Genomic DNA, 14,221 nt, shown 5'->3' on the forward strand with positions numbered 1-14,221 from the left:
GCTGAGCCCGTAGGGCGAGGCCGGGTGGGGGCGCTCGGCAAATCAGAAGCCACGCCAGCATCACCTTGCCCTCCCCACCCGATCGACGCTTCGCGCCGACCACCCTCCCCATGAAGGGGTGGGAGAAGGCTTGCGAACTTCTCTGTCGAGGTCCATCTCCCGGCCATGTTCATCCAGACCGAACCCACGCCGAACCCCCATGTCCTGAAATTCCTGCCGGGCCGCGACGTGGCGCCGGAAGGCGTGCTGGAATATCGCACCATCGACGAAGCGACGGCCTCGCCCCTGGCCGAAGCCCTGTTTGAGGTGGAAGGCGTCGAGGGCGTCTTCTTCGGCGCCGACTATGTCTCGGTGACGCGCGGGGCCCAGGCTCCGGACTGGAGCGCGATGAAGGCCCCTATCCTGTCGGTCATCATGGACCACTTCGTCTCGGGGGCGCCGCTGACGCGCGGCGTCGAGGCTTCGAACGAGGATGCCGGCGAGGACACGGAGATCATCGCCGAGATCAAGGGTCTGCTCGACAGCCGCATCCGCCCGGCCGTGGCCCAGGACGGCGGCGACATCCTGTTCGACCATTTCGACGAGGAAACCGGGGTCCTGCGCCTGCGCATGCGCGGCGCCTGCTCGGGCTGTCCCTCCTCCTCGGCCACCTTGAAGGCGGGCGTCGAACAGATGATGCGCCACTACATCCCCGAAGTGACCAGCGTGGAGCAGGTCATCTAGGCAAGGGGCGCTATCGCCCGCCGCGCGGCGGCTCGCTGCTTGAGCGCAGGTAGGGCGCGCGCGAAGCGCCAGGCCGCGTCGGGTCGGGAGATCCCGAAGGGTCGACGACCGCGGCCCTGCATAAAGCCGCGTCGGGTCGAGAAGGTGGAGCCTTCTGACCGCGGCTCCACAAGAATGTTGTTTCACATGAAACACTATCGTCCGAACGGGCCGTGGGGCATGATCGCCGAATGGCCCGTTTCACATCTGATGATGACGCCGGAGCCGAGGGGCGCGCCCTCGGCGAAGCCCTGTCCGCCCTGCGCCGCGAACGCGGCCTGAGCCAGGCCGAGGCCGGCACGCGGATCGGCATGACCAGCCAGGGCTGGGGCCTGTACGAGGCGGGCAAGCGCCCCGGTCTGTTCCGCCCCGACGTGCAGCGGCGCCTGACCGCCGCTCTCGACGCCACGCCCGAGGATCTGGCGCTTCTGGTCGGCGCCGCCCCTGCCCCGCGGCCGGGGCCGTCTGCAACCGGCCTTGAGTCTCGCGGGCGCGCCTTCAAGGCGGCGGCGACGCAGGAACGGCGGCGGCTTCAGCTGTCCACCGACGACCTGACGCCCTGGGCGGCGGCGGGCACGGTGCTGGAATATGCGCCGGGGCGATGGCCGCGCCGCGATCAGGGCTGCGTCATCGAGATGGCGGACGGCTCGCTGCGGGCGCGGCTCTATGTGCGCTCGGACGAGACCGAACTGGTGGTGCGCGGCGCCGGCGCCCTGCTGACGATCGAGCGGATTCCACGGGCCCTGACCCGTGCGGTCGGCGCGGTCGTCGCCCGCCTGGATGAGTGATGAAACGAAACGGTTGTGTTTCATCGCGTCCTGTGAAACTCTCCCTTCAGGATCAGGGAGACGCCGTTCATGCCTCGCCGCACCCAGGACATCGACGCCGTCGTGGGCGCGCGGATGGCGGCGCGCCGATCCGCCCTGGGTCTGTCGCAGACGGCGCTGGCCGCCCAACTAGGGGTCAGCTGTCAGCAGGTTCAGAAGTACGAAAAGGGCGCCAACCGTGTTTCGGCCTCGCGCCTGCATCAGGTGGCGACGGCTCTGGGCTGTTCCGTGGCCGACTTCTTTCCAACGCGAGGCGACGACCCGGTGGCGGGTCGGCGCGACCTGACCGCGACGATGGACGGCCGCGCCCTGGCCGAGGCCTTTCACCGCATCGCGGACCCGGCGCTGCGTCAGGCGGTGACGCGGGTGGTCGAGGCGCTGGCGTCGGCCTGATCACCCCGATAGGAAGGCCGCGATGAGAGTTCTGATCGTGGATACAGCGCTCGGCGCCTGTACGGCCGCCGTGGTCGAGGACGGGCGCCTGCTGGGCCTGCGCACCGAACTGATGACCAAGGGCCATCAGGAGCGGCTGGCCGGCATGACCCGCGACGCCGTGGTCGAGGCCGGAGACGGCTTTGGCGCCGTTGACCGGATCGGCGTCACCGTGGGGCCGGGCTCCTTCACCGGCCTGCGCGTCGGTCTCGCCTTCGCCCAGGGTCTGGGCGCGGCGCTGGACCGTCCGGTCGTCGGCGTCTCGACGCTGGACGCCCTCGCCGTCTCGGCCCCGACTCAGGGGCTGGTCGCTGCGGTCATCGACGCGCGCCGGGGGCAGGTTTATGCGCGGCTATTCCGCGACGGCGTCGCGCTAGGCGAGGCCGAGGCCCTGGCGCTGGAAACGGCGACGGATCGCATTCTCGAGGCGGCGGCCGGCTCCATCCCGACCCTGGTTGGCTCCGGCGCCCAAATCCTGAGCGAGACCTTCCCTGATCGTTTCGCCGAGGCGGTGCTGACGCCTCTGGCGGCGCCGACGCCTGAGGCCCTGGCTAGCCTGACCGCCGCCGCCGATCCGACGACGGCCCTGCCCCGCCCGCTCTACCTGCGCGCGCCCGACGCCACCCCGCCCAGTCGCTTGCCGGGCCAGCCGCGCCCGCCCGCCGCATCATGACTGGCCCCTCGTGACCGACGCCCTCGCCGCCCTCCACGCCGAGGCCTTCGAGACGCCGTGGGACGCCGCCTCCCTGTCGGCCCTGCTGGCCGCGCCCGGTGTCTTTGCGGTCGAGGAGCCCGACGGCTTCATCCTGATCCGCGTGGTCGCCGACGAGGCGGAGATCCTGACCCTGGCCGTGCGGCCATCCGCAAGGCGCGGCGGGCTCGGCCGACGTCTGGTCGAGGCCGCCGTGGTCCGAGCGGCGGCGCTGGGGGCCGAGCGCATGTTCCTGGAAGTGGCCGAGGACAATGTCGCTGCCCGCGCCCTCTACGCCAGGACGGGGTTCACCGAGGCGGGGCGTCGGCGCGGATATTATGCGCGTGCGGATGGAAGTCGTGAGGACGCCCTGGTGCTGGCGCTGAACTTTTCTCGATAGCTTCCATAAGGCGACGGCTCAGCCTATCCTCCGGCCCATGGAACGGATCGAGAAACTTTGCGCCGACCGCGGCATGCGTATGACCGAGCAGCGGCGCGTGATCGCCCGCGTGCTGTCGCAGGCCGAGGATCACCCTGACGTCGAGGAGCTGTATCGCCGCGCCTCGGCCATCGATCCGCATATCTCGATCGCCACCGTCTATCGCACCGTGCGCCTGTTCGAAGAGGCGGGCGTGGTCGAAAAGCACGACTTCGGCGACGGCCGCAGCCGCTACGAAGAAGCGGGCGACGACCACCACGACCACCTGATCGACACCAAGACCGGCGAGGTCATCGAGTTCTTCGACGCCGAGATCGAGCGTCTGAAGACCGAGATCGCCAAGCGCCTGGGCTTCGAACTGGTCGGTCACAAGCTGGAGCTCTACGGCCACTCGATCGAGGGCGTCGAGCCGAGCGAGCGCGAAGGCCTGATCTACAAGCGTCACGCCGCACGCGTGGAGCCCACCGACAACTGAGGCTGCGTCCGCTCGTCTTGCCGTCGCCGCCTTCGGCGATCATAAGCCGGGCATGACCGATACGCTCGAAAAGCCCGTGGAAACGGCGGATGGCGTGGCTGTTTCAGCTACGCCCAAACGCCTCTTCATCAAGACCTACGGCTGTCAGATGAACGTCTATGACAGCGAGCGCATGGCCGACGTTCTGCGCCCTCTGGGCTATGCGCCGACAGACGCGCCCGAGGGGGCCGACTTCGTCATCCTCAACACCTGCCACATCCGCGAACGGGCCGCCGAAAAGGTCTATTCGGAACTGGGCAAGCTGAAGCAGATGCGCGAGCGCAAGGTCGCGCGCGGCGACGGCGGCATGACCATCGCGGTCGCCGGCTGCGTCGCCCAGGCCGAGGGCGAGGAGATCATGAAGCGCCAGCCGGCGGTGGACCTGGTGGTCGGCCCCCAGGCCTACCACCAGCTGCCGGAATTGCTGACCCGCACGGCGCGAGCGCGCGGCGAGCGCATCGGCGCCGACTTCGCTCCGCATGAGAAGTTCGACGCCCTGCCCACCGCTCGCGGCGGCGAGGGCCCGACCGCCTTCCTGACCGTGCAGGAGGGCTGCGACAAGTTCTGCACCTTCTGCGTCGTGCCCTATACGCGCGGCGCCGAGTGGTCGCGCCCGGTTTCTGCCGTCCTGGCCGAGGCCCGCGCCCTGGCCGACCGAGGCGTGCGCGAGGTCACCCTGCTGGGCCAGAACGTCAACGCCTATGACGGCGAGGGGCCGGACGGAAAGCCCTTCACCCTGGCCCGGCTGGCCTACGCCCTGGCCGAGATCCCTGGTCTGGACCGCATCCGCTACACGACCAGCCACGCCAACGACATGAGCGACGACCTGATCGCCGCCCATGCCGATCTGGACGCCCTGATGCCCTATCTCCACCTGCCGGTGCAGGCCGGGTCTGACCGGGTGTTGCGGCTGATGAACCGCAAGCATGGCCGCCAGAAATACATCGACCTGATCGCCCGCATCCGCGACGCGCGGCCCGACATGGCCATCGCCGGCGACTTCATCGTCGGCTTCCCCGGCGAGACGGATCGCGACTTCGAGGAGACCCTCGATCTGGTGCGCCAGGTCACCTATGCGGGCGCCTTCAGCTTCGTCTATTCGCCGCGTCCCGGCACCCCTGCCGCCACCATGCCGGGTCAGATCGAGGAGAAGGTCGGGCTGGAACGCCTGCAGCGGCTCCAGGCCCTGTTGTTCGAGCAGCAGACCGCCTTCAACGCCGCCCAGGCGGGCAAGACGTTGAACGTGCTGTTCGAAAAGAAGGGACGTTATGCGGGTCAGGCCATCGGTCGTTCGCCCTATCTGCAGGCCGTTCACGTCGAGGACGCGGATCATCTGCTGGGCCAGATCGTTCCGGTACAGATCATCAGCGGCGCCCAGAACAGTCTGAACGGGCGGTTGGCCGACCCAAGCACTATCTAGATCGGTATTGCAGCGACGTCCCTCAAGCAGCCTCGTCCCGCTGGACGAGGCGTTAGGGACACAAGAGAATGGTCCCTCAAGCAGCCTCGCTCCGCGAGCAAGGCGATAGGGGCCCTAAAACGCTCTCAAGCAGCCCCGCTCCGCGAGCGGGGCGCTAGAGCAACAAAGATGGAGCCTTAATGGCGCGAGAGTCCGAATTCCTGTCCCTGAGCGATCAGGCGCTGCGAGCCGTGATCGGCCCCAACAGCCGCCACGTCGCCCTGATTGAGGACGCCTTCAAGGTGCTGGTCGAGGCGCCTGGCGGGGGCGTGTCGATCAACGGCTCGGCGCGGGATCGGGCCCAGGCGAAACGCGTGGTCGAAACCCTGGCCAAACGGGCCGACGCAGGCGCCGAGATCACCGAGGCCGATGTGCGGATGGCGCTCGGCGCCGCGGTGACGCAGCCGCGCGCAGATCAGGGCCGGGTGGTGCCGGACGCCGTGGCCCTGCCGGTCGGGCGGCGCGGGGCCATCGCGCCCAAGACGGCGGCTCAGGCGCGCTATCTGGACCTGCTCAGCCGCTGCGAGCTGACCTTCGGCGTCGGTCCGGCGGGCACAGGCAAGACCTTCCTGGCGGCGGCCTATGGCGCCAGTCTGCTGCGGCGCGGCCAGGTGGACCGCCTGGTCATCACCCGTCCGGCCGTTGAGGCGGGCGAGAAGCTGGGCTTCCTGCCGGGCGACCTGAATGAGAAGGTCGACCCTTATCTGGCTCCGATCTGGGAGGCGCTGAACGACATCCTCGGCGTCGAGGACGTGCGTCGTCGCCGCGAGAAGGGCGAGATCGAAGCCGCCCCCATCGCCTTCATGCGCGGGCGCACCCTCAGCCACGCCTTCATCATCGTCGACGAGGCCCAGAACACCTCGCGCCTGCAGATGAAGATGGTCCTGACCCGTCTGGGCGAGGGCGCCCGCATGGTGGTGACCGGCGACCCGTCGCAGATCGACCTGCTGAACCCGCGCGATTCCGGTCTCGCCCACGCCCTGCGCATCCTGAAGGACGTGAAGGGGGTCGGGGTTCAGGCCTTCAAGGCCGAGGACGTGGTGCGCCACGCCATGGTCGAGCGCATCGTGCGCGCCTATGACGCCGACGCGGCGCGCAACCGTCCGACGCCGGACCTCGAGGACGAAGACTGAATGATCGAGATCGAAGTCGAGGACGCGGCCTGGACGGCTGCGCTGTCTGACGTCGAGGCCGTCGTCCTGCACGCGGCAACTGCGGCGCTGGGAACCGTCGAGGGCGATGTGGTCGTGCTGCTGACCGATGACGCCGGGGTTCAGGATCTGAACGCCCGTTTCCGCGACAAGGATCGGCCGACCAACGTCCTGTCCTTCCCGGCGGCCGAGAGCGCATTTCCGCATCTGGGCGACGTGGTGCTGGGCTTCGCCTATTGCGCCGCTGAAGCTGAGGTGCAGGGCAAGACCCTGTCGAACCATCTGAGCCATCTGGTCGTCCACGGCGTGCTGCACCTGCTGGGCCGCGACCACGAAGATGACGCCGAGGCCGAGGAGATGGAGGCCGAGGAGCGCGAGATCCTGGCGTCGCTCGGCGTCGCCGATCCCTATGCCGCTGAACATGAGGCGATTGCATGAACGAGCGTTTGTCGGCCCTTTGGGGGGGCGTGCTGACGAACCGCTGGGGTCGTATCGCCCTGGCTCTTCTGGCGGGCGCCGGCGCGGCTCTGGCGCATCCGCCGTTCGGGATCCTGCCGGGCCTGCTGGGCTATCCCTTGTTGATGCTGCTGGCCGAGCGCTCGCGGACGGTGGAGGGCGGCTTCTGGGTCGGCTGGCTGGCCGGGTTCGCCTACTTCTTCATCGGCTGCTGGTGGGTGGCCGAGGCCTTCCTGGTCAACAAGGACCAGGCCTGGATGGCGCCCTTCGCCGCCAGCCTGCTGCCCATGGGGCTGGGGCTCTTCTTCGGCGCGGCGACGGCCCTGTATCGCCGTTTCGCCCCGCGCGACGCGGCCCGGCGGGTGCTGCTGTTCGCCGCCCTGTTCGCCCTGCTGGAATGGCTGCGCGGCCATGTCCTGACCGGCTTTCCCTGGAATCCGACCGGCGCGGCGTGGCAGGCGGGTTCGGCCATGTCGCAATTCGCCTCGGTCGCGGGCGTCTATGGTTTGGGGCTGGTGACGCTGGCGGCCGTTTCGGCCCTGGGCTTGCTGGCGAGCGGCGGTGCGCGTCGTCCGCGCTGGATCGCCGCCGGTCTGGGCGTCGCGGTGCTGGCGGGCCTGTTCGGCTTCGGCGCCCTGCGTCTGTCGTCGGCCGAGCGCGTGGACGGTCCGACCCTGATCCGTCTGGTTCAGGCCGACATCCCTCAGGAATCCAAATGGTCGCCCGAGGCCTATCAGGCCATCGTCGATCGCTATGTGGCTCTGACCGCCCAAAAGGGGGCTGCGGTTCCCGACGTGGTGGTCTGGCCCGAAGGAGCCCTGCCCGCCACCGCGAACGACGTCTTCAACTCGGCCGACGCCCAGGCCATCGCCGGCGCTCTGCAGACGGGCCAGACCCTGCTGATGGGCATCAGCCGCGGCGAGGCCGACCCGAGCGCCGAGGGCGGCGCGCGCTACTTCAACAGCCTGTTCGCCCTGCACGACGAGGGCGCGGCGGGCCTGCGGATCGGCGCCATCTACGACAAGCACCGTCTGGTGCCGTTCGGCGAATATCTGCCGCTGGGCCGCCTGATGAGCCGGATCGGCGTGCGCAGCCTGGTCCACGTTCCCGCCGACTTCAGCCCCGGGCCGAAGCCCGCGCCTATCAGCCTGGTCAACGCGCCCAACGTCCAGCCGCTGATCTGCTACGAAAGCCTCTATCCGGGCTTCACCCCGGCCAAGGACGCTGACCGTCCGGCCTGGATCGTCAACGTCTCCAACGATGCCTGGTTCGGCGCCACCTCGGGCCCGCGCCAGCACCTGAACCTGGCCAGCTATCGCGCCATCGAGACCGGACTGCCGATCGCGCGGGCCACCCCGACCGGCGTCTCGGCCATGATCGACCCCTGGGGCCGGGTCGTGGACGGCAAGCGGCTGGACCCCGGCCATGCCGGCGTCATCGACGTGCGCCTGCCGGAACCGGCGGCGCCGACCCTCTACGGCCGTTGGGGCGACGGCCTGTTCGGCGTCCTGCTGGTCCTGATGCTGGCGGGTGGCCTGTCGTGGGGAAGGCGCAAGGGGCGGGCATGAGCAAGGCGGGCGACGAGGACGAGCAGGACCGCAAGCGGACGCGTCATATTGATGAGCATCTCGGCGCGCGCGTCCGTTTTATCCGGGAGAACCATGGTCTGACTCAGGCGGACATGGCCCGCAAACTGGATATCTCGACGAACCAGTGGGGCCGCCACGAAAGCGGCGCCAATCGCCTTCCCGCTGCTCGCTTGTGGCAGTTCTGTGAGGCGTTGAAGATCGACATCACCAGCGTTTTCAGGGGGCAGCCATTTTCGGGCGCCGCCCCAACTGCGACCTTCGAGAGGCTTCCAGAGCCTCAAAGTCTTTTCGGCGCCCACGACGCCGGGGGGCAGGCAGAGGCGCCGCCGGAACACGGCGGCCTGGTGCAGAGGATCGGCGCTGCGGCGAGAGACCTGCCGGAAGCGCGCCAGCGCACGGCCTTGGCGGTCATCCGAGCCTTGAAGGATGAGGGCGACCGCTAGCCGGGTCAGGCTGCAAGGACACGCGCACAACGCGAATTGTCGTGACACCGCTGGCTATCCGTCGCATTTCGAGACAATTGAGTTCGGGCGTAGATTTCAGCGAGAACGCGTGATGGTCAGAGGCTCTGCAGAGGACGGCCCCCATCCCGTGGACCGTCATGTCGGTCGGCGGGTCTGCGACAAGCGCATCGCGCTCGGTTACAATCAGAGCGATCTGGGCCGGGCGCTGGGCCTGACCTTTCAGCAGATCCAGAAGTACGAGAAGGGCGCCAACCGCATCTCGGCGTCCAAGCTGTGGGACATCGCCCGCTTCTTCAAGGTCGATATCGGCTACTTCTTCGAGGGACTGACGACGCCTCAGCCGGGCATGGCCGAGGGAGAGGTCGAGCCCTTCGTCCACGATTTCCCCACTACGCGTCAAAGCATCGAGATCGGTCGTCTGGCCCCGCAGTTGTCGGTGCGTCAGCAGAAGCTGATCCTGGACATGATGCGCGAGATGGCCGGGCACGAGGCGCCGGCCGACAAGGGCTGAGCTTGGTCCCAGGCCAGAATTGAAAAAGGCGCGGATCGCTCCGCGCCTTTCTGCTGTCTGGCGGCGCCTGCGGATCAACCGGCCAGGGCGGCTTCCGAGGCGAGGATGCGGCTGGCGGCGTGGACCACGGCGCCGATGCGCAGGGCGGCCTGGACCTGGACGTTGGGCACGCCGTGCTTGCGCAGTTCGCCTTCGTGGGCGTCCAGGCAGGCGCCGCAGCCGTTGATGGCCGAGACGGCGGTCGACCACAGTTCGAAGTCCAGCTTGTCGACGCCCGGGTTGGCGATCACGTTCATGCGCAGCTTGGCCGGCAGGGTCGTGTACTCGTTGTTCTTCATCAGGTGCAGCGAGCGGTAGTAGATGTTGTTCATGCCCATGATGGCGGCGGCGGCCTTGGCGGCGTTCATCGCTTCGGGGGTCATGACGGCGGCGGCGGCGGCCTCGATGGCCTTGACCGCCGGGGCGACGCCGATGGCGTGGGCCGAGGCCAGGAAGCAGCCCCACTTCTGCTGGTCGTTCAGCACGGTCTCGCTGGCCAGCGAGGACAGGTTCAGCGAGATGTCCTTGCCGTAGGCCGGGATGAGGTCGCGCAGGGCGTCGATGGACATGGGGACTTCCTTCTGCTCAACGGCGCCGCTTGCGCCGGATACGATATAGGGACTGCCGACGCGCCCCGTCAGGGCCGGATTCGGGGGCGTCAGGCATGAAAAAGGCGGCGACAGTCGCCCGCCGCCGCCTCTTCAAGAGGGGCGGCCCGGACCATTACGAACGCGGTCCGGGCCTTCCTTGGCCAGTACTTAAGCGGCCAGGGTCTCGCCGCCGACCGGGCGGTTGCAGGCGCACAGTTCGTCGGTCTGCAGAGCATCGACCACGCGAAGCGTGTCTTCCGGCGAACGGCCGACGTTCAGGTTGGTGACGTAGACGTGCTGGACCACGTTGTGCGGGTCCACAACGAAGGTGGCGCGCAGGGCGACGCCGTTTTCCTCGTCCAGGACGCCCAGCTCGCGGGCCAGCTTGCCGCCGCAGTCGGCGAACTGCCACATCGGCAGCTTGTTCAGGTCGGCGTGATCACGACGCCAGGCCAGCTTGGTGAACTCGTTGTCGGTCGAACCGCCGAGGACCACGGTGTCGCGGTCTTCGAATTCCTTGTTCAGCTTGGCGAAGGCGGCGATTTCGGTCGGGCAGACGAAGGTGAAGTCCTTCGGGTAGAAGAAGATGACCTTCCACTTGCCCTCGAAGCTGTCCTGGGTGACGGTTTCGAAGGCCGAAACGCCGTTTTCTTCGTGGCTGTTGAAGCCCGGCTTCACGCCAGTGATCTTGAATTCAGGCAGTTTTTGACCGACGCCCAGCATAGTGGAGCTCCATTCTGACAATGTAAGACTTCCGGCGTCGCAGGGAGGTGCATCGCCGATGGGCCTCAGATGGGACGTGAGGCCTCGGAAGTCAAATCGATGATTTCACGCAGCCGAATAGATTTTAGTTATGGGTGAACGGCAATGCGCAAACGCGCCTATCCATCTCGACCATAAGTTTTCCTGCTGGTGGCGAGAAAGTTTATCGATTTTCCTTCAGTGCGGAACCGGGCGTAGGCTCCGGGCCTAATCTGCTGACCAGGAGGAAAGTCATGGACGGACAAGCAGGCGGCCCCACCCCTCTCCACGATCCCCGCAAGGAACCGGGCGCCCTGCGTTCGCTTCTGGGGCGCACCAACCGCGACTGGTGGCCCAATCAGCTGTCGATGGACATCCTGCATCAGCAGGGCAAGTCGGGCGACCCGATGGGCGACGACTTCGACTACGCCGCCGCCTTCAAGTCGCTGGACCTGGCGGCGGTGAAGCGCGACCTGACCGCCCTGATGACCGACAGCCAGCCCTGGTGGCCGGCGGACTACGGCCACTACGGCCCCTTCTTCATCCGCATGGCCTGGCACTCGGCGGGCACCTATCGCACCGGCGACGGGCGCGGCGGCGCCGGTGCGGGCCAGCAGCGTTTCGCCCCGCTCAACTCCTGGCCGGACAACGGCAACCTGGACAAGGCGCGCCGCCTGCTGTGGCCGATCAAGCAGAAGTACGGCGCCAAGCTCAGCTGGGCCGACCTGATGATTCTGGCCGGCAACGTCGCCATCGAGAGCATGGGCGGGCCGGTCTTCGGCTTCGGCGGCGGCCGCGCCGACGTCTGGGAGCCGGAGAAGGACGTCTATTGGGGCACCGAAGAGAACTGGGTCGGCGACGAGGGCAACCAGACCCGCATCCAGCCTGACAAGGACATGGCGCTGGAAGAGCCCCTGGCCGCCATCCAGATGGGCCTGATCTATGTGAATCCGGAAGGTCCCGGCGGCGTGCCCGAAGCTCTGGCCTCGGCTCGCGACATTCGCGAGACCTTCGCCCGCATGGGCATGAACGACGAGGAGACGGCCGCCCTGACCGCCGGGGGTCACACCTTCGGCAAGGCCCACGGCGCCGGCGATGCCTCCAAGGTGGGCGTCAGCCCCGAGGGCGCCGACATCGCCCAGCAGGGCCTGGGCTGGATCTCGGGCCACGAGAGCGGCATCGGCGACCACACGATCACCTCGGGCATCGAGGGCGCCTGGACCCCTACGCCGATCACCTGGGACATGACCTATTTCGATATGCTGCTGGACCACGACTACGAGCTGGTCCGCAGCCCGGCGGGCGCCAAGCAGTGGCAGCCGGTGGGCAATCCGCCGGAGACCCTGGCCCCGGCCGCCCATACGCCGGGCAAGCGCGTGCCGACGATGATGACGACGGCCGACATGGCCTTCAAGATCGATCCGATCTATCGCCCCATCATGGAGCGGTTCCGCGCCGATCCGGCCTATTTCGGCGACCAGTTCGCCCGCGCCTGGTTCAAGCTGTGCCACCGCGACATGGGACCCAAGGCCCGCTATCTGGGCCCGGACGTCCCGGCCGAGGACCTGATCTGGCAGGACCCGATCCCGGCGCACACGGGACCGAAACTGTCGGACGCCGACGTCAAGACTCTGAAGGACCGCATTGCGGCCTCGGGCCTGTCGGTCGCTGAGCTGGTGTCGACGGCCTGGGCCTCGGCCGCGACCTTCCGCGGTTCGGACTATCGCGGCGGCGCCAACGGCGGGCGCCTGCGCCTGGCTCCGCAAAAGGACTGGGACGTCAACGAACCGGCCAGGCTGGCTCGCGTCCTCAAGGTCTATGAGGACATCCAGGCGGCGTCCGGTCTCAACGTCTCCATCGCCGACCTGATCGTCCTGGGCGGCGTGGTCGGGGTCGAGCAGGCGGCCAAGGCCGGCGGTCACGACGTGACGGTCCCCTTCACGCCGGGTCGCACCGACGCCTCGCAAGAGCAGACCGACGTCGAGGGCTTCAAGGTGCTGGAGCCGCGCGCTGACGGTTTCCGCAACTATCTGCAGGTCCGCTTCAACGTCCCGACCGAGGAGCTGCTGATCGACCGGGCCCAACTGCTGGGTCTGACGGCCCCGGAGATGACGGTCCTGGTCGGCGGCCTGCGGGTCCTGGGCGCCAACCACGGCGGCTCGACCCACGGCGTCCTGACCAACCGGCCGGGCGTGTTGTCCAACGACTTCTTCGTCAACCTGCTGGACATGAAGACCGGCTGGAAACAGGTCGACGACAGCGCCGACGAGGTCTTCACCGGCAATGACCGCGCCAGCGGCGAGGAGCTGTGGACCGCCACCCGCACCGATCTGGTGTTCGGCTCCAACTCCCAGCTACGCGCCCTGTCCGAGGTCTATGCCTCGGCTGACGCGGGCGAGAAGTTCGTACGGGACTTCGTCGCGGCCTGGAGCAAGGTCATGAACGCCGACCGGTTCGACCTGAACTAGACCATAGGGGGCGCCGCGGGCAGAGCGGTTCGCGGCGCCTTTCTTCATCAATGGTTTCGATTGTCTTTGAAAACACCATAGGGCGCGCCTATGTGGGGCGGATGCTCCCCACCCTGCGACAGCTCCACTATCTCAAACTCCTGGCCGAGCACGCCTCCTTCAGCCGCGCGGCCGAGGCGGCCCATGTCAGCCAGCCGGCCCTGTCGGCCGGGGTGCAGGAGCTGGAGAAGATCCTGGGCGCGCCGGTGGTCGAACGCACGCGCGGCGCGGTCCAGCTGACCGCCGTCGGCGCCGAGGCGGTCAAGCGCGCCGAGGACGTTCTGGCCCGCACCGAGGATCTGGTCGAGGCGGCGCGCAATGCGGGCAAGCCCCTGTCCGGCCGGTTCCGTCTGGGCGTCATCCCCACCGTCGCCCCCTTCCTGTTGCCGCGCGCCCTGCCCGGTCTGCGTGACCAATACCCGGCCCTGCGGCTTTTCATCCGCGAGGACCTGACCCCGCGTCTGATCGCCGGGCTGAAGGCGGGCCAGCTGGACGCCGCCGTCATCGCCCTGCCCTATGAGGCGCCGGGCATCGACCACGCCCGCATCGGCGACGACGAAATCCTGGCCGCCGCCCCGATCGGACACCCGCTCGCCGGTCTCGGCCCCATCCCCGAGGGGATGCTGAAGGCCGACGACCTGATCCTGCTCGAGGACGGCCACTGCCTGCGTGATCAGGCCCTGGCCGCCGTCAACATCGAGGCCCCGCGCGGCGAGGATGTCTTCGCCGCCACCTCCCTGCACACCCTGGTGCAGATGGTGTCCTCGGGCCTCGGCGTCAGCTTCCTGCCGCAGATGGCGGTGCAGGCGGGTCTGGCCGACAACCCTGGCGTCGTGGTCCGCCCCATCTCCGCCGACGCCCCCCGCCGCGAGATCGTCGTCGCCTGGCGCGCCGGCTCCAGCCGCGCCGCCGAGGCCCGGCTGCTGGCCGAGGCGCTCAAGCTGGACTAGCGGCGGGGCGCCGCCGCCCTTGAGCCGCCATGCCTTTCACATGCCTAGCTCCGTGTCCGCCGTCATCCTCGGGCTTGACCCGAGGATGACGACAGGGGA

Annotated in this window: 16 protein-coding genes; 14 read left to right on the forward strand and 2 right to left on the reverse strand. The window is 68.4% G+C overall.

Going from position 1 to position 14,221, the window contains the following annotated elements; translation table 11 throughout:
- Positions 1–165 precede the first annotated feature (165 nt).
- From ACFYLW_RS14510 to ACFYLW_RS14565, 12 genes are all read left to right on the forward strand, one after another.
- Complete coding sequence (locus ACFYLW_RS14510; RefSeq protein WP_312063836.1) at positions 166–723, forward strand: NifU family protein; 558 nt, start codon at positions 166–168, stop codon at positions 721–723.
- Between the two features lie 230 nt (positions 724–953).
- Positions 954–1,550: a helix-turn-helix transcriptional regulator gene (locus ACFYLW_RS14515; RefSeq protein WP_312063837.1), complete on the forward strand. Its 597-nt coding sequence runs from the start codon at positions 954–956 to the stop codon at positions 1,548–1,550.
- Positions 1,551–1,619: 69 nt separating this feature from the next.
- Positions 1,620–1,982 carry a helix-turn-helix transcriptional regulator gene (locus ACFYLW_RS14520; RefSeq protein WP_312063838.1) on the forward strand — a complete coding sequence of 121 codons (363 nt, stop codon included), beginning with the start codon at positions 1,620–1,622 and terminating at the stop codon, positions 1,980–1,982.
- A 22-nt stretch (positions 1,983–2,004) separates the two neighbouring features.
- On the forward strand, positions 2,005–2,694 hold the full coding sequence (gene tsaB, locus ACFYLW_RS14525; protein ID WP_312063839.1) for a tRNA (adenosine(37)-N6)-threonylcarbamoyltransferase complex dimerization subunit type 1 TsaB: 690 nt from the start codon (positions 2,005–2,007) through the stop codon (positions 2,692–2,694).
- Between the two features lie 10 nt (positions 2,695–2,704).
- Positions 2,705–3,112 (forward strand): ribosomal protein S18-alanine N-acetyltransferase, encoded by a 408-nt coding sequence (gene rimI, locus ACFYLW_RS14530; RefSeq protein WP_312063841.1) that lies wholly within the window; start codon positions 2,705–2,707, stop codon positions 3,110–3,112.
- A 37-nt stretch (positions 3,113–3,149) separates the two neighbouring features.
- Positions 3,150–3,626, forward strand: coding sequence for a Fur family transcriptional regulator (locus ACFYLW_RS14535; RefSeq protein ID WP_312063842.1), 477 nt, complete (start codon positions 3,150–3,152; stop codon positions 3,624–3,626).
- Positions 3,627–3,678: 52 nt separating this feature from the next.
- Entirely contained in the window at positions 3,679–5,085 is a 1,407-nt protein-coding gene (gene miaB, locus ACFYLW_RS14540; protein ID WP_312063843.1) for a tRNA (N6-isopentenyl adenosine(37)-C2)-methylthiotransferase MiaB, read from the forward strand.
- A 179-nt stretch (positions 5,086–5,264) separates the two neighbouring features.
- A complete protein-coding gene (locus ACFYLW_RS14545) occupies positions 5,265–6,257 on the forward strand; it encodes a PhoH family protein (protein WP_292084874.1) in 993 nt (330 codons plus the stop codon).
- Positions 6,258–6,713 carry an rRNA maturation RNase YbeY gene (gene ybeY, locus ACFYLW_RS14550; RefSeq protein ID WP_312063846.1) on the forward strand — a complete coding sequence of 152 codons (456 nt, stop codon included), beginning with the start codon at positions 6,258–6,260 and terminating at the stop codon, positions 6,711–6,713.
- Entirely contained in the window at positions 6,710–8,299 is a 1,590-nt protein-coding gene (gene lnt / locus ACFYLW_RS14555; RefSeq protein ID WP_312063848.1) for an apolipoprotein N-acyltransferase, read from the forward strand. The genes ybeY and lnt overlap by 4 nt, the downstream gene beginning before the upstream one ends.
- On the forward strand, positions 8,296–8,763 hold the full coding sequence (locus ACFYLW_RS14560; RefSeq protein WP_312063849.1) for a helix-turn-helix transcriptional regulator: 468 nt from the start codon (positions 8,296–8,298) through the stop codon (positions 8,761–8,763). The genes lnt and ACFYLW_RS14560 overlap by 4 nt, the downstream gene beginning before the upstream one ends.
- 112 nt (positions 8,764–8,875) lie before the next feature.
- Positions 8,876–9,295 carry a helix-turn-helix domain-containing protein gene (locus ACFYLW_RS14565; RefSeq protein WP_292084881.1) on the forward strand — a complete coding sequence of 140 codons (420 nt, stop codon included), beginning with the start codon at positions 8,876–8,878 and terminating at the stop codon, positions 9,293–9,295.
- A 74-nt stretch (positions 9,296–9,369) separates the two neighbouring features.
- Here the strand turns inward: ACFYLW_RS14565 and ACFYLW_RS14570 are convergent, their stop codons facing one another.
- Together ACFYLW_RS14570 and ACFYLW_RS14575 are read right to left on the reverse strand one after the other, a co-directional pair.
- A complete protein-coding gene (locus tag ACFYLW_RS14570) occupies positions 9,370–9,903 on the reverse strand; it encodes a carboxymuconolactone decarboxylase family protein (RefSeq protein ID WP_312063852.1) in 534 nt (177 codons plus the stop codon).
- A 189-nt stretch (positions 9,904–10,092) separates the two neighbouring features.
- On the reverse strand, positions 10,093–10,647 hold the full coding sequence (locus tag ACFYLW_RS14575; protein ID WP_292084884.1) for a peroxiredoxin: 555 nt from the start codon (positions 10,645–10,647) through the stop codon (positions 10,093–10,095).
- A 272-nt stretch (positions 10,648–10,919) separates the two neighbouring features.
- Here ACFYLW_RS14575 and katG point away from each other — a divergent pair, with 272 nt between their 5' ends.
- Complete coding sequence (katG, locus tag ACFYLW_RS14580; RefSeq protein WP_312063855.1) at positions 10,920–13,133, forward strand: catalase/peroxidase HPI; 2,214 nt, start codon at positions 10,920–10,922, stop codon at positions 13,131–13,133.
- A 101-nt stretch (positions 13,134–13,234) separates the two neighbouring features.
- On the forward strand, positions 13,235–14,122 hold the full coding sequence (locus tag ACFYLW_RS14585; RefSeq protein ID WP_312063856.1) for a hydrogen peroxide-inducible genes activator: 888 nt from the start codon (positions 13,235–13,237) through the stop codon (positions 14,120–14,122).
- The last annotated feature ends 99 nt before the right edge of the window (positions 14,123–14,221 follow it).

This window comes from Brevundimonas sp. NPDC007368 (genome assembly GCF_042869015.1).
GTDB lineage: Bacteria > Pseudomonadota > Alphaproteobacteria > Caulobacterales > Caulobacteraceae > Brevundimonas.

Coding starts and splice junctions, on each gene's coding strand:
- miaB (WP_312063843.1), top strand. CDS start 3,679: ATGACCGATACGCTCGAAAAGCCCGTGGAAACGGCGGATGGCGTGGCT.
- ACFYLW_RS14575 (WP_292084884.1), bottom strand. CDS start 10,647: ATGCTGGGCGTCGGTCAAAAACTGCCTGAATTCAAGATCACTGGCGTG.
- ACFYLW_RS14515 (WP_312063837.1), top strand. CDS start 954: ATGGCCCGTTTCACATCTGATGATGACGCCGGAGCCGAGGGGCGCGCC.
- tsaB (WP_312063839.1), top strand. CDS start 2,005: ATGAGAGTTCTGATCGTGGATACAGCGCTCGGCGCCTGTACGGCCGCC.
- ACFYLW_RS14565 (WP_292084881.1), top strand. CDS start 8,876: ATGGTCAGAGGCTCTGCAGAGGACGGCCCCCATCCCGTGGACCGTCAT.
- ACFYLW_RS14545 (WP_292084874.1), top strand. CDS start 5,265: ATGGCGCGAGAGTCCGAATTCCTGTCCCTGAGCGATCAGGCGCTGCGA.
- ACFYLW_RS14510 (WP_312063836.1), top strand. CDS start 166: ATGTTCATCCAGACCGAACCCACGCCGAACCCCCATGTCCTGAAATTC.
- ACFYLW_RS14585 (WP_312063856.1), top strand. CDS start 13,235: ATGCTCCCCACCCTGCGACAGCTCCACTATCTCAAACTCCTGGCCGAG.
- ACFYLW_RS14560 (WP_312063849.1), top strand. CDS start 8,296: ATGAGCAAGGCGGGCGACGAGGACGAGCAGGACCGCAAGCGGACGCGT.
- katG (WP_312063855.1), top strand. CDS start 10,920: ATGGACGGACAAGCAGGCGGCCCCACCCCTCTCCACGATCCCCGCAAG.
- lnt (WP_312063848.1), top strand. CDS start 6,710: ATGAACGAGCGTTTGTCGGCCCTTTGGGGGGGCGTGCTGACGAACCGC.
- ACFYLW_RS14535 (WP_312063842.1), top strand. CDS start 3,150: ATGGAACGGATCGAGAAACTTTGCGCCGACCGCGGCATGCGTATGACC.
- ybeY (WP_312063846.1), top strand. CDS start 6,258: ATGATCGAGATCGAAGTCGAGGACGCGGCCTGGACGGCTGCGCTGTCT.
- ACFYLW_RS14570 (WP_312063852.1), bottom strand. CDS start 9,903: ATGTCCATCGACGCCCTGCGCGACCTCATCCCGGCCTACGGCAAGGAC.
- ACFYLW_RS14520 (WP_312063838.1), top strand. CDS start 1,620: ATGCCTCGCCGCACCCAGGACATCGACGCCGTCGTGGGCGCGCGGATG.